The sequence below is a fragment of the Kitasatospora sp. NPDC059648 genome, from assembly GCF_042734825.1.
Taxonomy (GTDB): domain Bacteria; phylum Actinomycetota; class Actinomycetes; order Streptomycetales; family Streptomycetaceae; genus Kitasatospora.
On record NZ_JBHWDU010000010.1, the window covers coordinates 1 to 19,662 of the forward strand.

13 protein-coding genes are annotated in these 19,662 nt (G+C 72.9%); 7 read left to right on the plus strand and 6 right to left on the minus strand.

Annotated elements, in window-relative coordinates; all coding sequences use genetic code 11:
• Positions 1–113: 113 nt before the first annotated feature.
• The 5 genes from ACFV1W_RS08860 to ACFV1W_RS08880 form a co-directional block, all read right to left on the minus strand.
• Complete coding sequence (locus tag ACFV1W_RS08860) at positions 114–2,804, minus strand: AAA family ATPase (protein ID WP_380414446.1); 2,691 nt, start codon at positions 2,802–2,804, stop codon at positions 114–116.
• Between the two features lie 298 nt (positions 2,805–3,102).
• Positions 3,103–5,973, minus strand: coding sequence for an AAA family ATPase (locus ACFV1W_RS08865; protein ID WP_380414448.1), 2,871 nt, complete (start codon positions 5,971–5,973; stop codon positions 3,103–3,105).
• A 121-nt stretch (positions 5,974–6,094) separates the two neighbouring features.
• Entirely contained in the window at positions 6,095–6,793 is a 699-nt protein-coding gene (locus ACFV1W_RS08870; protein WP_380414450.1) for a thioesterase II family protein, read from the minus strand.
• A 1,867-nt stretch (positions 6,794–8,660) separates the two neighbouring features.
• Positions 8,661–8,948, minus strand: a complete 288-nt coding sequence (locus ACFV1W_RS08875) for a putative quinol monooxygenase (RefSeq protein ID WP_380414452.1) — start codon at positions 8,946–8,948, stop codon at positions 8,661–8,663.
• Positions 8,949–9,011: 63 nt separating this feature from the next.
• The gene (locus ACFV1W_RS08880) at positions 9,012–9,938 is read right to left on the minus strand and encodes an NADP-dependent oxidoreductase (protein ID WP_380414454.1); all 927 of its coding nucleotides are present in this window, start codon (positions 9,936–9,938) and stop codon (positions 9,012–9,014) included.
• 226 nt (positions 9,939–10,164) lie between these two features.
• Here ACFV1W_RS08880 and ACFV1W_RS08885 point away from each other — a divergent pair, with 226 nt between their 5' ends.
• From ACFV1W_RS08885 to ACFV1W_RS08915, 7 genes are read left to right on the plus strand one after another with little or no spacing between them, the layout of a single operon-like run.
• The gene (locus ACFV1W_RS08885) at positions 10,165–11,847 is read left to right on the plus strand and encodes an ABC transporter substrate-binding protein (RefSeq protein WP_380414456.1); all 1,683 of its coding nucleotides are present in this window, start codon (positions 10,165–10,167) and stop codon (positions 11,845–11,847) included.
• The gene (locus tag ACFV1W_RS08890; RefSeq protein WP_380414458.1) at positions 11,844–12,725 is read left to right on the plus strand and encodes an ABC transporter permease; all 882 of its coding nucleotides are present in this window, start codon (positions 11,844–11,846) and stop codon (positions 12,723–12,725) included. Before ACFV1W_RS08885 ends, ACFV1W_RS08890 begins: the two co-directional genes overlap by 4 nt.
• Entirely contained in the window at positions 12,722–13,714 is a 993-nt protein-coding gene (locus tag ACFV1W_RS08895) for an ABC transporter permease (protein WP_380414459.1), read from the plus strand. Before ACFV1W_RS08890 ends, ACFV1W_RS08895 begins: the two co-directional genes overlap by 4 nt.
• The gene (locus tag ACFV1W_RS08900; RefSeq protein WP_380414461.1) at positions 13,711–14,523 is read left to right on the plus strand and encodes an ABC transporter ATP-binding protein; all 813 of its coding nucleotides are present in this window, start codon (positions 13,711–13,713) and stop codon (positions 14,521–14,523) included. The genes ACFV1W_RS08895 and ACFV1W_RS08900 overlap by 4 nt, the downstream gene beginning before the upstream one ends.
• The gene (locus ACFV1W_RS08905) at positions 14,520–15,548 is read left to right on the plus strand and encodes an ABC transporter ATP-binding protein (RefSeq protein WP_380414462.1); all 1,029 of its coding nucleotides are present in this window, start codon (positions 14,520–14,522) and stop codon (positions 15,546–15,548) included. The genes ACFV1W_RS08900 and ACFV1W_RS08905 overlap by 4 nt, the downstream gene beginning before the upstream one ends.
• A complete protein-coding gene (locus ACFV1W_RS08910) occupies positions 15,548–16,831 on the plus strand; it encodes an alpha/beta fold hydrolase (protein WP_380414682.1) in 1,284 nt (427 codons plus the stop codon). Before ACFV1W_RS08905 ends, ACFV1W_RS08910 begins: the two co-directional genes overlap by 1 nt.
• A gap of 42 nt (positions 16,832–16,873) precedes the next feature.
• Positions 16,874–18,046, plus strand: a complete 1,173-nt coding sequence (locus ACFV1W_RS08915) for a M6 family metalloprotease domain-containing protein (RefSeq protein WP_380414464.1) — start codon at positions 16,874–16,876, stop codon at positions 18,044–18,046.
• 149 nt (positions 18,047–18,195) lie between these two features.
• On the opposite strand, the gene ACFV1W_RS08920 is transcribed toward ACFV1W_RS08915, so the two are convergent.
• Positions 18,196–19,170 (minus strand): LysR family transcriptional regulator, encoded by a 975-nt coding sequence (locus ACFV1W_RS08920; protein ID WP_380414466.1) that lies wholly within the window; start codon positions 19,168–19,170, stop codon positions 18,196–18,198.
• Between the last annotated feature and the right edge of the window lie 492 nt (positions 19,171–19,662).

The window sequence follows — 19,662 nt, forward strand, 5'->3', positions numbered from 1 at the left end:
CAGGACCGGCTCCCGCCCGTTTCCGGCTCCCCGGCCCCAACCGGCCCGGGGCCGGTTCGCTCGCCTCCGCTCACCCGCTGACGGCGAGCAGGCGGGGGCCGAGGGCGGGGCGGTCAGGCGGAGTGGGCGACATCGAAGTGCAGGCCGGCCGACAGGTCCTGACGCTGGGTGATGTTGGTCTTCCGGTACACCCGGGTGAGGTGCTGCTCGACGGTGCTGACGGTGATGAACAGCTTGTCGGCGATCTCCCGGTTGGTGTGCCCGTGCGCGGCGAGGGCGGCGACCCGGCGCTCGGCCGCGGTCAGCGCTCCCTCGGCCTGCGGGCCCGGGCGCCGCGGACGCCCCGTACCTCCTGCGGCACTGCCCGCCGCAGGAGGCTGGAGGACCTGGAAGAGCTCGTGCGCGCCGCAGCTGTCGGCCAGGAGCATGGCACGGCGCATCAGCAGCCGTCCCTTGGCCCGGTCGCCCAGCCGCTTGTGGGCACGCCCGAGGTCGGCCGTGGCCAGCGCCAGGGTGTACAGGTCGTCCGAGTCGTGCAGCAACTCGACCGCTTCCTCCAGGAGTTCGGCCGCCTCGGTGGCCGGCGCCGTGGACGCGAGCACCCGTAGGGCCTGGCCCCGGGTGCGGCCCTGGGAGGGGCGGATGCGGCCGAGGTGTTCGTCGAGCAGGGCGACGGCCCGCTCGCGCTGCTCCAGCTGCAGCCACGCCTCGGCCGCGCCCAGCCGCCAGGGGGCGAGCGACGCGGAGTCCAGGTCCCACTGCGCCATCAGCCGTCCGCACTCCAGGAAGTCGGCGAGCGCGGCGTGGTTCCGGCCGGTGGCGAGGTGGAACCGCCCACGCGCGTAGATGAAGCCCAGCGCGAAACGGGTCCGGAACATCGCGTTCGGCACCGGCTGGTCGAGCGCCTCGGCGGCGGCCTCGTACCGGCCCATGTGGCTCCGAGCCTCTGCCAGCACCGCCAGCGGCAGGCCGATGGCCACGCCCCAGGCCCGCGCGGGCAGTTGCTGCAGCGCCGACTCGGCGAGCCCGGCGGCTTCGGAGAGCCGGCCGCGGCGCAGCGAGATCAGTCCCCGCATGGCGGTCAGCACCGCGGGCGTGGGCCGGGCGTGCCTGGAGGAGGCCTGGGAGAGCAGGCGGTCGCAGGCCCGGTCGGCATCACCGAGCTGCTCGTGCAGGACGAGGGTCAGCAGGGCGGCCCGGAGGGTCTCCAGGCTGTGGTCGGTGAGCCGGGTGTGCTGGAGCGCCTTCCCGGCGTCGGAGACGGAGCCGGGGCCGTACGTGGGCGCCGGCACGCCGGTCAGCTCGGGGAACGCGGTCGGCCGGGAGGCGTCCGGCGCCCGGCCGGAGGCCGGCCCGCCCTGCGGGCCTGCGGCCTGCGGCTGCTCGGTGTCGTCCAGTGCGCCGGGGTAGGTGGCCGCCATCAGCATCCGGGTGGCCTGGAGTTCGGCGCCCAGGCGCGGGGCGTCGTCGTCCTCGTTCAGCCAGGAACTGATGCCCCGAAAGACGACGACGGCGTCCTCCAGGTGTCCGTACCACATGAGCTGGGTGACCAGGCGCAGGGTGTGGTCGGGCGGGATCAGGCCTTCTCGGGCCGGCTCGACGAGGGACCGCACCTGATGGGGCGCGGCGGAGGGCCGCATGCTCCAGGTGAGGCGGGCCAGGACGAACTTGACGCGGAGCCGGGCGGCCTCGTTGGGGCAGTGGTGCTCGGCCAGCTGGAGGCAGCGCATGGCATAGCCGACGTCGTCGCGCGCGAGCGCCCGGTTCGCCGCCTCCTGGAGCACCCGGTACACCCACTCCTGGCCGGCCGGCCGGTCGGCCAGGTCGAGGCCGAGCAGCTGGTCGGCGACGCTCATCGGGTCCGCGCCGCCGTGGTGCAGCAGTTCGGCGGCCCGGTGGCGCAGCCGGGTGCACTCCTCGGCGGGCAGGTCGTCCAGGACGGCCGCCAGGACGGCCTCGTGGCGGAAGTGCGGGCCCGCCAGGATGCCCGCGGCGCCCAGTGCGGCCACCGCGTCCCGGGCCTGCCCGTCGTCGAGGCCGACCAGGGCGCCCACGTGCGGCGCGCCGTCGGCGCTGCCCAGCAGGGCCAGGCCGCGGGCGGCGGCCAGCGCCGCGTCCCCGCTGCGGTGGATGCAGCGCAGCGCGGCCTGCCGGAACGTGTCGCCCGGCGCCTGGTGTGTGAGGTGGTCGGCCAGCAGCGCCTTGGTCAGCAGCGGGTTGCCCCCGCCGTCCTGGTGGACGGTGGGGGCCAGGCGCCTGGCCTCGGCAGCGGGTAGCTGCCCGGCGAGCACTCCGGCGACTTCCTCGACGGTCAGCGGGCCGAGCCGGACCTCGTGGACGTCCTCGTCGGCGAGCAGCTCGTCCAGCGGCGAGGACTGCCCGCCGACCCGGTCACCCCGGGTGAGAATGACGGTCACCTCGCCCGCGGGGGAGTGCCGCACCAGGTGGAGCAGGCACTGCAGGGAGTGCTGGTCGGCGAACTGGGCGTCGTCGACGGTGATCAGCACCGGGTGCCCCGCCCGCGGGCCGGTGAACTCCCGCCGGAGTTCGTCCAGGACGTGCGGCGGGACCGGACCGGTGGTCTCCAGCCACCGCGGCCGCGCCCCCCCACCGCCCGGCAGGCCCTGCCGGAGCTGTTCGATCACCTCGTACGGCAGACCCTGCTCCGCCGGAGAGGCCACCGCGCTGACGACGGTGCCCCCGCGTCGGGCGGCGCGTTCCGTGATCTCGTAGAGCAGCGTGGTCTTGCCGGTGCCCGCTGCCCCGCCGATGCTCGTGATCTTCGGCCGGGGGCGGTTGCCCACCCCCAGGAGGCTCCCTGCCAGAAACGCGTGGAGCCCTGTCGAGCGGCTGCTTGTGTTCCTCACCATCGCCGTATCCCTTTTCGTCCGCTGCGCACAGCGGGGAACGGACGGCCCCGGCGGGCCGTCGCCCGCATCCGTCCGTTCACCCGTGTGCTGCGCCGTCCCAGCCCGAAGACCGCCCACCCCGGGGCGGCCCCGACTGCGGCTGTGACTGCGTTCCCCGTGAAGTCCCAGCCGTGTCCTGCGATCGGCCGCACCTCCCCGAGTGCGGTCCGTGTGACGCGTGATGCTGATCAGCTTAATTGTATAGACCTGTGCCGACAGCGTGGGTGCTCAGCACCGCGACCGGCCCGCCCGTCGCCGGTCCGGGGGTCGCCTTCGGCTGCAGGTCGCTCGCGGACAGCTTGGTGGGCAGGTCACGCCGCCGCTTCACGTTCAACTTCCGGTAGATGCGGGTGAGATGCTGTTCGACCGTGCTCACCGTGACGTAGAGCTTCGAGGCGATCTCCCGGTTGGTGTGGCCGTGCGCGGCCAGCAACGCCACCCGGTTCTCCGCCTCGGTCAACGACGCGGCGTCCTGCTGCGGGGTGGGCTCGTGGCCCGGTGCGTTGGGCTCGGCGTCCGCGTCCGCGTACCCCGGGATCAGTTGACGGTACAGCGGCTCCGCGCCGGAGGCCTTGGCCAGGTGCCACGCCTTGCGTACCAGCATCCGGGCCCGGTTGACGTCGTCGAGCGAGCGGTACGCCCGGCCCAACTCCGCCAGGGCCAGCGCCAGTTGCATCCGGTCGTCGCCGTCCTCCAGCAACTCTGCCGCTTCCTGGAGGTACCGCAGCCCGAGCTGCCCGCCGGTCGCCGAACCGAGCACCCGCAGGGTGACCCCGCGCAACTGCTCCGGGCTTCGGGCCAGCTGCTCCTCGGCCAGTTCGCGCGCCTTGTCGGCCTGGCCGAGCGCAAGCCAGGTCTCCGCCGCGTCCAGCCGCCACGGCACCAGCTCGGGGACGTCGCAGCCCCACTCCGCCATCAGCTCCCCGCAGCCGAGGAAGTCCTCCAGCGCCACGTGGTAGCGGCCCATCGCGAGGTTCCAGCGGCCCCGGGCACGGCGGTAGTGCAGCCCCGGCAGCGTCTGTCCGAAGGACTTGGGCAGGGCCCAGCCGAGCAGGATGCGCGCCTCCTCGTAGCTGCCCATGCCGGTGTGCGCCTGGACGAGGGTGGCCAGCGGCAGGCAGGAGCCCAGCCCCCAGCTCTTCTGGCTCATCCGGGACAGCGCCCGCTCGGCGTGGCGCCGGGCCGCGGGCAGGTCGCCCTGGCGCAGTGCGATCTCCGCCCGCACGGACAACAACAGCGCCTGCCAGACCGGCGCGTGACGGTCCGCGGACTCGGTCAGCAGCCGCTCGCACCAGGGCAGCGCGAGGTCGAGCCGCTCGGCGTAGACCAGCGCCCACAGGGCGAACACCAGGGGCTGGATGAAGCCGTCGTTGAGCTGGTAGCGCTGCAGCACCCGGGTCGCCTCGGACACCGCGTCGGAGCGCCGGCCCTGGTCGGACAGGGCCGCGGTGACGGCCCACGCGGTGTGCCGGTGCGCGGTGTCCGCGTCGCCGGCGATGGCGTCGCCGGCGCCGGCCGGGGTCCGGATGCCGTCCGGCAAGTGCAGCGGCGGGCTGAGCATGGCCAGCCAGTGCCGGGCGGTGGCGAGCGCGGTGCGCTCCTCGCCGCCGGACCAGCCGGGGTGCTCCTCCAGGGCGTCCAGCAGCCCGGTCGCCCGGTCCAGTCGGCCCGACCACGCCAGGTAGGCGACGGTGACCACGAGGTCGCTGGTGGACAGCTGCTCGGCCGTCGCGTCCGGCTCCGGCTCCGAACTCGGCAGGAGCTGCGCGACCTGCACGTCGACGGCGGCCGGATCGGCCCGCCAGGTCACCCCGGCCAGCTTCACCCTGAGGGAGGCGCGCAACTGGTCGTCGTCGGAGGATTCCTGGGCCAGCGCCAGGGCGCGCTGGACGAACTCCATGTCCCCGTTGGCCAGCGCGTACTCGGCGGCCTCCTGGAGCACCGGCACCGTCCACGCTGCGCCCGGCACTCCCGCCGCCACCAGGTGGCGGGCGACCTCGGGCGCCGCGCACCCGTACGCGTAGAGCATCTCGGCGGCCCGGGTGCGCAGCCGGGTGACGGTCCCGGCGGGCGTGGCCTCCAGCACCAGGGTGGCGGCCCGGGCGTCGCGGAAGACGCCCTGGCGCAGCAGACCACTCCGGGAGAGGTCGGCCGCGGCCTTCTCGACGGTCTTGTCGGGGAGGTCGAGCAGCTGGGCCACGAACTTCGGGGTGCCGGACCCCCCGAGCACCGCCATGCCCCGGGCGACGGCCGGCGCCTCGGGGCCGAGGCGGCGCAGGCAGTCGATCACGGCCTGCGCGTAGTGCTCGCCCCGCACGACGGAGGGGGCCGACTCCCCGGCCTCGGTGGCCGTCAGGTGGTCCTCGATCAGCCCCCGGAGCAGCAGCGGGCTGCCGCCGGTGATGTTGTGGAATTCGAACGCCAGCCCGGTCGCGGCCGCCGGGGGGAGGTACTCCTCCAGCAGCTCGGCGGTGCCGGCGGGCGACAGCAGCTTGAGCCGCAGCCTGGTGCAGTGCGGCAGGTGCGCGAGTTCCGCGTGCAGGTTCCGCTGTTCCGGTCCCGGCCGGGCGGGTTCGCTGAGCACGACCAGGACGCGGGCGTGCCGGATCCGCCGGACCAGGTAGAGCAGGAAGCGCAGCGATGCCGGGTCACTGGCGTGGACATCGTCGACAGCGATGACGACCGGCTGCTCCTTCGCCGTGTCGAGCAGGAGGGCGACCAGCTTCCGCATGGCCAGCATCTGCCCGTGGGCGTCCGGTTCGCCCCGGGCCTCGTCGAGCAGCCGGGTCGCCTCGGCCCGCGCCGAGGCGGTCAGCGGCGCGTTCTCGAAGATCTTCCGCGCCAGTGCGAACGGCAGCGCGCTCTCGGCCGGGTCTCCCGTGCAGTCCAGCAGGACCGCCCCGTCCGCCAGCGCGTCGTCACCGAAGCCCGTCAGCAGTGCGGTCTTCCCGCTCGCCACCGGGCCGCTGAGCAGGGCCACGCGCCCCCGGCCCTGCCGTGCGCTGTCCAGGAGCTTCCCCAGCAGCGCCAGTTGATCGGTCCGTACCGATATTTGAGTGGCCAAATGTTTCACTCTCCCCCGAGCGTCCGGTCTCCGCCCGCCTGGCAGACCGTCCGGTAAGTCTTGTGGAGCACCGCGCGATGGGCGGTCGGTAGATCCCGGTCGTTTCACGGCCGCATCGTGGTCAGACGAGACAGCCGGCCACGATCCGCACCACCTCCTCCATGTGGTCGCCCAGGAAGAAGTGGCCGCCCTGGAAGGTGTGCAGGGTGAAGCCGCCACTGGTGTGGTTCTCCCAGGCGGCCGCCTCCGTCGCCGAGGTCCGCGGGTCGGCGTCGCCGGTGAGGACGGTGATCGGTGCGCGGGTGGCAGCCCCCGGCTCCGCCCGGTACGTCTCCACCGCCGTGTAGTCGCCCCGGATGGCCGGCAGGGCCATCCGCATCAGTTCCTCGTCGGCCAGCAGGCGGGCGTCGGTCCCGCTCAGCAGCCGCATCTCGGCGATGACCCCGTCGTCGTCGCGGGTGTGCACGGACTCCTCGCGGTGGGTCGACGGAGCCCGCCGCCCGGAGGCTATGACGTGCAGCGGGCCGGTGTGGCCGCGCTGCTCCAGCCGCCGGGCCACCTCGAAGGCGAGCATCGCGCCGAAGCTGTGGCCGAACAGCACCAGCGGCAGGTCCAGGTGGGGCTCCAGCTCGGTCGCGATCGCGTCCGCCAGCTCACCGAGGTCGGTGATGCAGGGCTCGGCCCGGCGGTCCTGCCGGCCGGGGTACTGAACGGCGACCACATCGGCGCGTGAGGCGAGCGCGCGCGACATCGCGAAGTAGGAAGAGGCGGAGCCTCCGGCGTGCGGGAGGCACACCAACCGCGCCTTCGGCTCCTGCACAGGATGGAATCGGATCAGCCACGGGCTATTGGTTGCCTTTTCAATCATGTCCCCACCCTGCCTTCAAGTCGTACACGGTTGACCCATGGCCGCCCGTCTGATTCGTAAGAGATCCCCCGGTCACAGGACTCGACAGTAGTCGAGACGCTACTGGGGGCCCTTCCACCGGCATGTTAGACATCGGAGGGAAAGTAGGGGGTACCCCTTACTTTTGCGCCGCGATCGTCGCGCAGCGTCGTCGATCCGTGTCGGAACTGACGGGTCAGCGCGGCTTGGCGGGCCTTCGCACCGACCCCGATGACCCCCTTGTGCCAGGCGGGCCCGACGGTCAATTTCTGCCGCAGGTTTAAAGGGAGTTCCATTCGGCTCGGCCTCGTGTCCGCAGCGCCGGACGCCGCGATCGGCCGAGGTCGCGGCCCTGTGGGCGGTCCGGACCGGGGCGCCGGGCTGGTGCTGCTGGGAGTGCTGGTGCGGGAGGGGCCGGCGGGCCCGCGGGGCGCTCGGAACGGCAGGCTCGCGGCTCCCGGGCAGTGACTGCGAGCGAGCGACCGACCTGCGTCCGAATGTGGGAAAAGTCACCTTTCCCGAGCGTCGCCCGCAGCCCGGCCGGACCGGCCGACCGGGCCGGCCCGGGCGACGGATCACCCTGCTGCTCAGGGACGATGAGTGGGCGTCAGTGCGCAAGGTTACGGCCGCGCCCGAAGGTGATGTCGCGGTGTCGCCGAGGCGGTCTGCGCCGCCGGGCTGCCCGGCGCCGACGCGTCCGCGGTCGTCGGCCCGGCGCTCCCGTGCTGTCGCCGGTCCGGCGCTCCCGCGCGTGCGGCCGAGCCACCCGACAGCGCGGGGCCGCGGGCGGCTCGTGGGCGCCGGAGCCCCCGCGCCGGGGTGCGGCGGCCGACCGCTGGACGGGCGTCGGCCGGTGTCGGAGAGCCGCCGTCCCGGCGAATCCCGGGTGTGCGGCGGGTGGCCGGACGGACGTTCTCCCGACGCGAACCTCAGACGGGGTGAGCCGGTTTTGAATCTCGGGTGAAGGCTCGGGTGATGTTGTGAACAACGGGTTCGTGACGCAGTTTTCAGGTCGCACCTTGGCTTGAAGCGACCGCCGCTTTCACCATTCCCTCTCTTTGCGTACCCTTGACCAGCACGGGGGAGGGTCATTGGAGTTGACGGGATTTCCGTCGGGCGCGGACCGATCCGGCCCCGCCTGCCCGGCGAGGGGCGGGCGGTCGCCTCACCGGAAGGGCCGGCGGTACCGACAGGCACCCCACTGTCCTACTGCCGAACCGCCCACCGGCTCCACGGCATCGCGCAGACTCCCGACCCCGAGTGAGGCAAGCCGCGCTGTTACGCGTCGGCCACGGCCACCCGCACCAGGAAGAACACCTCCGCCTGGAAACCCGCCGGGTCGGAGGCGGCGGCACGACCGGATGAAGCGCCGTGGGCGCCGGTGGCGGATGTCCTGCCGAGGGAAGTCCCGATCGGGCGGCGACCTTTCCGCGCTGGGCGACCACTGAGGGAGAACGGCGAGGGCGGGCGGCCGCAGTCGGCCCGCCCCGTCGGCCGTACTCACCTTCCGATCGGAGCCCCCACGTGTCGCCTGACAGGGCTGCCGGTGCTGTGATGACCGGTCGACGTCGGTCCGGCTCCGCCGCCGTCGAGTGCGGCGAGCCGCCGACCAGGTCGCCGGCCGACGCGCGGCCGGGGTTCCTCCAGGAAGTGGGTGCCGGTCAGCAGGTGGACCCGTCCGCACCGGGCGCCGCCCGTTCGCCGGCCGGCGGTCCGCACCGGGCACTGTCACCACTGACCCCGGTGCGCTGACCCGGTCGGGCAGTCGGCAGTGCCACCGTCCCGTCGGTGCGTGCTCCCGTCACACGACGGCGTAGGCCTCGGCCTGGCGGTCGATGAGGTGAGGGGTGATGCCGGCGAGGACCAGCCGCTGGTACGGGGCGCTCTCGCGGTGGGCGGCCAGCGCCTGCTCGTCCTCGTACTCGGCGAAGACGACGAAGGCGGACCGGTCGCGCAGGGAGCGCACCACCCGGAAGGAGAGCACGCCGGGCTCGGTCAGCGCGGCCTCGGTGACGGCGGGGAGCAGGTCGGCGACGCGTTGCTCGGCGCCGGTGTCGGCGAGCCAGTCGCTGATCACGACGAGGGACACGGTGGGTCCTTCCGGGTGGTGCGGGGCGGCACCGGCGGGCGGGCCGCCCGGGGGCGAGTGAGGTCAGGGGACGGTGACGACGATCTTGCCGCGGGTGTGGCCGGCGGCGTTGAGGCGCTGGGCGTCGGCTGCCCGCTCCAGCGGGAACGTCGCCGCGACCTCGACGGTGAGCCGGCCGCTCTCGGCGAGGTCGGTCAGGGCGGTCAGGTCGGCGACGTCGGGGCGCACGAAGACGTAGCGGCCGCCGAGGGCGAGGACGGCGCCGTCGGCGACGGAGGCGAGTCGGCCGCCGTCGGAGAGCAGGGCCGGCGAGATCTGGAGGGCCTCGCCGCCGACCAGGTCGAGGACGGCGTCGACGCCGTCCGGCGCCAGTGCGCGGACGCGGTCGGCCAGGCCCTCGCCGTAGGCCACCGGCTCGGCGCCGAGGGTGCGCAGGTAGTCGTGGTTGCGCTCGCCGGCCGTGCCGATCACCCGGGCGCCCAGGGCGACGGCGATCTGGACGGCGAGCGAGCCGACCCCGCCGGCGGCCGCGTGGACCAGCACGGTCTCGCCCGGCTTGAGCCCGAGGGTGCGGGTCAGCGCCTGGTACGCGGTGAGGCCGGCCAGTGGCAGGCCGGCGGCCTGGGTGAAGTCGAGGTTGGCGGGCTTGCGGGCGAGGGTGCGCACGGGGGCGGCGACGTACTCGGCGAAGGTGCCGCGGCGCACCATGTCCTCGCGGACGTAGCCGATCACGTCGTCGCCCGGGGCGAACTCGGTGACCCCGACGCCGACCCGCTCCACGACACCGGCGACGTCCCAGCCGGGGATCACGGGGAAGACGACGTCCAGCGCGCTGTCGAGGTAGCCGGCCTGGATCTTCCAGTCGACCGGGTTGACCGAGGCCGCCGCCACGCGGACCAGGACGGAGTCCGGGCCGAGCTTGGGCTCGGGCACCTCGCCGTACTCCAGGACGTCCGGTCCGCCGTAGCCGCGGTAGGTGATGGCCTTCATGGTGGTGCTCCTCGCAGCAAGTGTTGAGCCACTCGATGGTTCATGTCCTCAAGTAATGTCGACGGTAGGGTGGATGGTTGAGGTTGTCAAGTAATTGTCCCCGGGCTGGCCGCGGCACCGCGGGGCTCCATAACGCCATGTGATGGGGTGCCGGGATCTTCCCGGGTGGCACCTCGGCCGGTCACTCTTCCTGCATGTGAAATGTCACATCGCGCAAGGAGGAGACGTGACACGGCGAAGAGTGGGGCCGGCCCTCACCGTGGCCCTCGGACTGCTGTCGGTTGCCGGCTGTACGGGTTCGAGCGGCGGGGCGCCCGGACCGAACGCGGCCGCGGTGAAGGGCGGCACGCTGCACGTGCTGTCCACGCTCGACCTGGAGCATCTGGATCCGGCGCGCAACTACGTCACGTCCTCGCAGGACGTGGGCCGGCTGATCTACCGGACGCTGACCACCTTCGCCGCGGCTCCGGGCCAGGCGGGCGGGAAGACCGTGCCGGATCTGGCCACCGACACCGGCCGTCCCAGCGACGGCGCGAAGACCTGGACCTTCACCCTCAAACCGGGCGTGAAGTTCGAGGACGGCCGCCCGATCACCAGCAAGGACGTCAAGTACGGCGTCGAGCGGACCTTCGCCGCCGAGTTGCCCGAGGGCCCGCCGTACGCCCGGATGTGGCTGGTGGGCGGCGACAGCTACAAGGGCCCCTACAAGGACCCGGCCGGGCTCGCCTCGATCGAGACCCCCGACGCCGACACCGTCGTCTTCCGCCTCAAGCGGCCGGTGGCCGACTTCGGCTCGGCGGTGTCGCTGCCGATGTTCGCCCCCGTGCCGCAGGACAAGGACACCGGCGTCACCTACGACTCCCGCCCGTTCTCCTCCGGCCCCTACAAGGTCGACGGCTTCGACCCGAAGAAGCAGCTCACCCTGGTCCGCAACACCGACTGGGACCCGGCCACCGACACCGTCCGCAAGGCTCTGCCCGACAAGGTCGTCATCGACCTCGGTCTGGACGCGGCGGTGGTCGACCAGCGGCTGATCGCCGGCCAGGGGGAGGACGCGAACGCCGTCGCGATGGAGCCGATCGGCCCCGCCTCGGTCGGACGGGTGCTGAACGACCCGCGGCTGAGGAGCCGGCTGGTCACCGGCGACTCGATCAACACCCGCTACCTGAGCATCAACAACGGGCACAAGCCGCTCGACGACGTCCGGGTGCGCCGGGCCATCGCGTACGCGCTGGACAAGGACGCCCTGCGCACCACCCGCGGCGGTCCGATCGCCGGTGACCTGGCGACCAGCCTGCTGCCGCCGGCCCTCGGTGACCAGGCCGAGGATCCCTACCCGACCAAGGACGGCAAGGGCGACCCGGACAAGGCCAGGGCACTGCTCGCCGAGGCGGGCCACGCCTCCGACCTCACCCTGACCCTCGACGCCCCGGCCTCGGCCGCCGGCAGAGCGCAGGCCGAGGCGGTGCAGGCCTCTCTCGGGCGGGCCGGCATCACCGTGAAGATCAACGAGATCAGCTCCTCCGCCTTCTACAGCACGGTCGGCAACACCTCCCAGGAACACGACCTGGTGATCGCCGGCTGGTCCCCGGACTGGCCGGGCGCCTCGACGTACCTGCCGATCGTCTTCGACGGACGGCTGGTCACCGGCCAGGGGAACAACAACTACGCGCAGTACGACTCCCCGGCGGTGGAGGCCCGGATCGACGAGATCGCCGCGATCGGCGACCCGGCGGCGGCCCGGACGGCGTACGGGCAGCTGGCGCAGCAGATCATGCAGGACGCCCCGGTGGTGCCGTTCCTGTGGGACAAGGCGCCGGTCCTGGTCGGCCCGAACGTCACCGGAGCGTACGGGCACATCGCCTACGTCGGCCGGCTCGACCTGGTCTGCCTGGGGTTGCGCAGGTGACGGTGATCCGGAAGCTGGTCGCCCGGCGGTCGGCGGCCCTGGCGCTGGCCGTGGTGGCGGGGCTGGTCCTGGTCGCGCTGGCGGCGCCGCTGATCACCTGGGTCGCCGGGAGCTCGCCGACGGCCTTCCACGGTGACGCGGTGGACCCCGCGCTCGGCGGCCTGCCGCGTGGTGCGGCGGGCGGGATCAGCGCCCGGCACTGGCTGGGTGTGGAGCCGGTCAACGGCCGGGACGTGCTGGCCCGGGTGGTGTACGGGACGCAGGTGTCGCTGCTGATCGCCGTGCTCGCCACCGCGCTGTCGGTGGTGCTGGGCACGGCGCTCGGCCTGGTCGCCGGGTTCTTCGGCGGTTGGGCGGACACCGTGATCGGCCGCGGCATGGATCTGCTGCTGTCCTTCCCCAGCCTGATCTTCATGATCGCGCTGATCTCCGCCGCACCGGGCGTGGACCGCCGGCTCCTGCTGGTCGTGGTGCTCGGCTTCTTCGGGTGGCCGTACGTCGGGCGGATCGTGCGCGGACAGGCGATGGTGCTCGCTCGGGGCGAGTTCGTGGCGGCGGCCCGGGTGCTCGGCGCCTCCCGGGGGGCGCTGCTGGCGCGCGAGGTGCTGCCCAACCTGACCGGGCCGGTGCTGGTGGTGGCCACCATGTCGATCCCCGGCTGCATCGCCACCGAAGCCGGGCTGTCCTTCCTCGGCATCGGCGTCCAGGCCCCCACGCCCTCCTGGGGGCAGATGATCGCCGGTGCCGTGCCCTGGTACGCCGCCGACCCCGCCTACTTCCTGATCCCCGGCGTGTTCCTGTTCGTCACCGTGCTCGCCTTCAACGTGCTCGGCGACGCGGTCCGCGATGCGCTCGACCCCCGGAGCCAGCAACGATGATCTCCTACCTGCTGCGCAGACTGGCCGTCACGGCGGCCGTCCTGCTGGTGGTCTGCGCCGCCACCTTCGCGATCTTCTACCTGATGCCGGCCGACCCGGCGCAGGGCGCCTGCGGCAAGGCGTGCAGTCCGGAGCGGATCGCCGAGATCCGCACCACCCTCGGGCTGAACCACTCGCCGCTGGTCCAGTTCCGCGACTACCTGACCGGCATCCTCACGGGGCGGACCTACGGCACGGGCGCGCAGGCCGTCGACTGCCCCTTCCCGTGCCTGGGATTCAGCTTCCAGACCGACCAGCCCGTGTGGCGGATGCTCACCGGCAGGCTGCCCGTCAGCTTCTCGATCGCCCTCGGCGCGGCGGTGCTGTGGCTCGCCGTCGGGGTCGGCGCCGGGACGGTCTCGGCACTGCGGCGCGGCAGCCTGTGGGACCGGGCCGCGATGACGGCCGCTCTGGGCGGAGTCTCGCTGCCCGTCTACTTCACCGCTCTGGTGCTGCAGTACCTGCTGGTGGTCCGGTTGGAGCTGCTGCCGTACCCGCAGGTCGTGCCGTTCACCGCCGACCCCGCCGGCTGGGCGCAGTCGATGCTCATGCCGTGGATCACCCTCGCCATGCTGTACGCCGGGATCTACGCCAGGGTCACCCGCAGCGAGATGCTGGAGAGCCTCGGCCGGAACTACGTGCGCACCGCCCGCGCCAAGGGCCTGTCCGAAGTCACGGTCGTGCGGCGGCACGCCCTGCGGCCCGCGCTCATGCCGGTCGTGACGATCTTCGGCATGGACCTGGGCGCGCTGCTCGGCGGCGCGCTCATCACCGAGTCGGTCTTCGGCCTACCCGGCGTCGGCAAGCTCGCGGCCGACGCGATCTCCTCCGCCGACCAGCCGGTGATCCTCGGCGTGACGCTGTTCGCGGCCTCCTTCGTGGTGCTCGCCAACCTGATCGTGGACCTCGTGTACGCGGTTCTCGACCCGAGAGTGAGGGCCCTCGGATGACCCTGCTGACGATACGCGGGCTGACCGTGGACTTCCGCTCCGGCGTACGCGCCGTGGACGGACTCGACCTCGACCTGGACGCCGGCCGAGTGCTCGGCGTGGTCGGCGAGTCCGGCAGCGGCAAGTCGGTCACCAGCCTGGCCGTCCTCGGCCTGCTGCGCGACGCCCGGGTCAACGGCGAGATCCGCTTCGACGGGCAGGAGCTGACCGCACTCGACCAGCGCTCGCTGCGCCGCCTGCGCGGAAACAGGATGGCGATGATCTTCCAGGACCCGCTGTCCTGCCTCAACCCCTACTACTCGGTCTCCTTCCAGATCGCCGAGGCGTACCGGGCCCACCACCGCACCGGACGGAAGGAGGCGTACCGGGTCGCCGTGCGCATGCTGGAGCGGGTCGGCATACCGGAGCCGGAGCGGCGCGCCCGCAGCTACCCGCACGAGTTCTCCGGAGGGATGCGCCAGCGGGTGATGATCGCGATGGCCCTGTGCCTGGAACCCGACCTGCTGATCGCCGACGAGCCCACCACCGCGCTGGACGTCACCGTCCAGGCCCAGATCCTCCAACTCCTGCGGGAGCTCCGGGAGGAGGCCGGTACCGCGATCATGCTGATCACCCACGACATGGGCGTGGTCGCCGGCCTGGCCGACCAGGTCGTGGTGATGCACCGAGGACACGCGGTCGAGCGCGGCCCCGTGCGGGACGTCTTCCACACGCCGCGACAGCCGTACACCCGTGGGCTGCTGGCCTGCGTTCCGCGCATCGACGGACCCCTGCCGGACCGGCTGCCCACCCTCGGGACGACCACGTGAACGAACGAACCACCAGGAGGACCACCGTGCACGGAGGCGACCGGCCGGAGGGGGAGCACCCGGCTCTGCTCGAAACGCGGAACCTGGTCAAGCGGTTCCCGGTGCGCCACGGCCTGACCCGACGCCTGGCCGGCCACGTGGCGGCCGTCGACGGGGTCTCCCTGACCGTCCGGCCCGGCGAGACCCTCGGCCTGGTCGGCGAGTCCGGGTGCGGGAAGTCCACCGTCGCCAGGCTGATCACGCGGCTGGAGAAGCCCACCTCCGGCAGCATCCGCTTCCTCGGCCGCGACCTCGCCGAACTGGACGGGACCGCCCTGCGTCCCGTCCGCCGCGAGCTGCAGATGGTCTTCCAGGACCCCTTCTCCTCCCTCAACCCCCGCCACAGCGTCCGCCGGATCCTCACCGCCCCCTCCCGGTACCAGGGCCTCGGACCCGAGCAGCCGGTCGAGGAGCTGCTGGCCCGGGTCGGGCTGAGGGCCGAGCACGCCGACCGGTACCCGCACGAGTTCTCCGGCGGGCAGGCGCAACGCATCGGCATCGCACGCGCCTTGGCGCTGCGCCCGAAGCTGGTGGTGTGCGACGAGCCGGTGTCGGCACTCGACGTCTCGGTCCAGGCCCAGATCCTCAATCTGCTCAAGGACCTGCAGGACGACTACGGGCTGAGCTACCTGTTCATCGCGCACGACCTCGGCGCCGTCCGCCAGATCAGCACCCGGATCGCCGTGATGTACCTCGGCTCGATCGTCGAGACCGCCGACCGCGACACCCTGTTCGCCCACCCCGCCCACCCCTACACCCACGCCCTGCTGTCCGCTGTGCCGTTGCCCGACCCGGATGCCGAACGGGGGCGGGAGCGGATCGTGCTCACCGGCGACCTGCCGAGCCCGCTCGACCCGCCCAGCGGCTGCCGCTTCCGCACCCGCTGCCCCAAGGCCGACGAGCTCTGCGCCGCCGAGCGCCCGGAGCTGCGGACGATCGCCCACGGCCAGCAGGTCGCCTGCCACTACCCCGAGAGGACGCCGTGATCCGGTCCAGCTACCACCTGCCGGGACTGGCGGTGACCGACCACGTCTTCACCGTCCCGCTCGACCACGCCGACCCCACCGGGGCGACGATCGAGGTGTTCGCCCGGGAGCTCTGCGATCCGGCGGAGGCCGGCGACGACCGGCTGCCGTGGCTCCTCTACCTCCAGGGCGGACCCGGCGGCAAGTCCCCGCGCCCGCCGAACGCCACCGGCGGCTGGCTCGGACACGCCCTGAGGACGCACCGGGTGCTGCTGCTCGACCAGCGGGGCACCGGCCGCAGCACCCCGGTGACCGCACGCACCGCCGCCCGGTTCGGCTCGGCCCGGGAGCTGGCCGACCACCTCGGCCGGTTCCGCGCTGACTCGATCGTCGCCGACGCCGAACTGATCAGACGCCAACTGTGCGGGGACCGCCCGTGGGAGACCCTCGGCCAGAGCTACGGCGGTTTCCTCACAATGACCTACCTCTCGTTCGCCCCGGAGGGCCTGCGCGCCTGCTACGTCACGGGCGGCCTGCCCGGCCTGGACGCCACAGCCGACGACGTGTACGCCGCCACCTACCCCCGCGTGCGGGAGAAGACGACCGCGTACTACGCCCGCTACCCCGGTGACCGCCAACTGGTGCGCCGGCTGGCGGACCTCATCGAACGACAGCCGGTCCGGCTCCCCGACGGCGACCGGCTCACCGTACGGCGGCTGCGCGTCCTCGGCCTGGTGCTGGGCATGGGAGACGGCGCCGAGCGCCTGCACTGGCTGCTCGACGAGGCGCTCGACCCCGACGGCGAGCCCTCGGCCACGTTCCTGCAGCAGGTGACGAACCTGACCTCGTTCACCGACAACCCGCTGTTCGCCGTCCTCCAGGAGTCGATCTACGGCCGCCGGGGCGTCGCCACGGGCTGGGCCGCCGCCCGTGCCCTGGCCCGGCACCCGGAGTTCGCCGAGGACGCCGATCCGCTGCTGTTCACCGGCGAGATGTTCTACCCCTGGATGTTCGAGGAGACCGCCGGACTGCGCCCGTTCGGCGAGGCCGTCCACCTCCTCGCCGAACGCACCGACTGGCCCGACCTGTACGACCCCGCCCGGCTCGCCGCCAACCGGGTTCCCGTCGCCGCCGCCGTCTACCACGACGACATGTACGTGGACGCCGGGCTGTCCCTGCGCACCGCCGGCGCGGTCGGCTCCCTGCGCGCATGGGTCAGCAACGAGTGGGAGCACGACGGTGTCACCGCCTCGGGCGACCGCGTCCTCGCACGGCTGATGGACCTGGCCTCCGGCCGTGCCTGAAACCGCCCCGCACCTCCCCTCCCACAGGAGAAGAGCACCGAGATGAGAATCAGGCCCCTTGCCGCAGCCCTGGCCGCGGCCCTCCCGTTGATCGCAGCCACCCCCGCCCTCGCCGCCCGCTCGACCACCTCCGCGCCGGCCTCCGACTGCGCCCTGCCCGGGAGGACCGGCTGGACCGACGAAGGCCACAGCACCGACCGCACGCAGTTCCAGCGGCCGCTCGGCACCAAGCACGTGCTCATGCTGTTCGTCGACTTCCCAGACGCCCCGGCGGCCGGGTCCCCCGACGACTACTACCGTGAACTCGGTCCCGCGCAGGAGTGGATGAAACAGGACTCCTACGGCCGGGTCCGGCTCGACATCGATCCGCTCAAGCGGTGGATCAGGATGCCGCAGACCTCCGCGTCGTACGGCTTCCAGCGCGGAATCACCTTCGAGCAGCACGAGTCGTACGTGAGGCAGGCCGTCCAGGCGGCCACGCCGTACACGGACTTCTCGAAGTACGACATGCTCTACGTCGTCCCCACCAGGACAGCCTCCGCGATCGGCTTCTCGCCCACCTACCTGTACGACCCGACCACCGCGGGGATCACCGTCAACGGCACCCGGATCAAGTGGGCGGTCACCTTCGGCCAGGACATGTACCACTGGGGCTACAAGGTCGCCGACCACGAGACCTCCCACACCTTCGGCCTGCCCGACCTCTACGCCTTCAACGGTGCCGACGTGCACCGCTACGTCGGTGGCTGGGACCTGATGGGTGACATCGCGGGCCCGGCGCCGCAGCACACCGGCTGGGAGCGCTGGAAGTTGGGCTGGATCGACGACGGCCAGGTCGCCTGCCTGCCCGCCGCCGGCAGCCGCACCGTCCGCCTGAGGGCCGTCGAACGCCCCGGCGGCACCAAGATCGCCGTGGTCCGGACCAGCGACTCCACGGCCTACGTGGCGGAGTCCCGCCGGGCCGTCGGCGCGGATGCCCGGGCGTGTTCCACCGGCGTCCTCGTCTACCGGGTCGACACCTCCACCCAGACCGGCAACGGCCCCGTCCAGGTGGTCAACGGCAACCCGGGCGCCACCCCTCCGAGTGGCTGCACCGCCCTAGACATGGCCGCCTTCCAGCCCGGCCGGTCCTTCACCGACCCCGCGACGGGCGTCAAGATCGACGTGCTGCGCCGCGGGCCGCTCTCCGACACCATCCAGGTCACCGAGCAGTAGGACCGCCGGTGACCGCGCAGCACCGGAGCGGTCCCGACGGCGGGCGGTGCGGCCGGCGCGACACCGCACCGGCCGCGCCGCGCGATTCCCCACCGCGCGGAGCACGCCGAGGGCCGGGCACGCCGTCCGGAGGGAGCGGGGACCGCCGTTCAACAGGCAGCCGTACCCGTGGCCGGCGCCGTGGCACCCTGACGTTCGAGCCAGCTCCGGTAGACCGTGCTGCGAGCGGCCGCCGTCCAGTACGCCTCGGTGACGGTCCGCACGAGCGAAGGACCCAGCGACGCCAGCGGCCCCTCCCCGTGCCAGACCAGCACATGCCGGTACCAGAGCGGGTTGCCGACGATCGGCCGCACGACGATGCCCGGCACCTCCTCGAAGGTGGCCTGGCAGAAGGCCACCGCATGGCCGCTGCGGACGAGGTCCAGAACGAGCCGACCTTCCACCTCGTGGACGACACGAAGGCGACGGCCCAGGACGAGCAGGGTCCTGGACCAGTACTCGCGGATCCGGTCGTTGTCCGGCCGGGGAGCGGCCCAGTCCTCGTCCTCCAGGTCCTCCAGCGCGACCTCCTCCAGCGCCCCCAGCGGATGGGCGGCGGGCAGTGCGACGAAGAGCGGTTCGGTGGCGATCGGCTCGCCGGCGACTCCCGGGGGAAGCAGGAGCTCGTACCCCGGGCTGTCACCCACCACGGCCGCTTCGAGCCGGCCGCCCGCGATGTCCTCGACGAGGGGGACGGGGCACCCCTGGCCGCGCGTGATCTCGGCCGCCGGATGGCGCGACCTGATCGCGGTGATCAACCCGCCCAGCAGCGGAGCGTTGACGGAGCCGAGCCGGAAACGATGCGGCGACCCGCCCGTCCTCGCGGCGAGAGCGGACACCTCCAGCAAGTCGTCGACGGTCGGCAGTACCGCCCGGGCCCGGCTGAGGACCTCCTCCCCGAAGGCGGTCGGGACGACGCCCGACTGCGCGCGGCTGAACAGCTCCCCGCCGAGCACCCGCTCGATCCGCGTCAGCTGCGCACTGAGGCCGGGCTGGGTCAGCCGCAACGACGCCGCGGCCCGCGTCAGACTGCCGCAGTCCGCGATGCTGCAGATGATCCGGAGGTGCCGGAGTTCGAGCTCCATGGCGAGATGGTACGGAGGTCCGGCCCGCTCCGACAGAGCTGTGCGGCAACAGCCCGGCCTCCACGGGGCGAGGGCGACCGGCGGGTCCTCGGGTCGACGATGCCGGGGCCGCCCGGGCCGGAAACCGGGTGCACGGTCGGGAGTCCTTCCGAGGGTGGGACGTGCGGCGGCACCGGGCACGACCGGTGAGCGTGCACGTGATCCCGGAGTATCCGGGCAGCCGTGAACGGCCCGGCGCCGCGCCGCACAGTTCACCGGAGCGGGTGAGCCGGGCGAACGCGCTCGGGGCGCGCGCCGGTCGGACCGGTCGGACCGGTCGCACCGGTCGGACCGATCCGGGGCGTCGCGGGTGCGGCGACTCCCTGGGTTCCGATACTCAATGAAGTATTGACGTGACTAAGGACGCTGATACTGTATCGATCATGCAGACAGCTCAGAGGTGCTCGCCGACTACGGGGAACGGGTCGGATCGGAACTGAGTTGGGATCGGTG

Coding starts and splice junctions, on each gene's coding strand:
- ACFV1W_RS08900 (WP_380414461.1), top strand. CDS start 13,711: ATGACCCTGCTGACGATACGCGGGCTGACCGTGGACTTCCGCTCCGGC.
- ACFV1W_RS08895 (WP_380414459.1), top strand. CDS start 12,722: ATGATCTCCTACCTGCTGCGCAGACTGGCCGTCACGGCGGCCGTCCTG.
- ACFV1W_RS08915 (WP_380414464.1), top strand. CDS start 16,874: ATGAGAATCAGGCCCCTTGCCGCAGCCCTGGCCGCGGCCCTCCCGTTG.
- ACFV1W_RS08920 (WP_380414466.1), bottom strand. CDS start 19,170: ATGGAGCTCGAACTCCGGCACCTCCGGATCATCTGCAGCATCGCGGAC.
- ACFV1W_RS08880 (WP_380414454.1), bottom strand. CDS start 9,938: ATGAAGGCCATCACCTACCGCGGCTACGGCGGACCGGACGTCCTGGAG.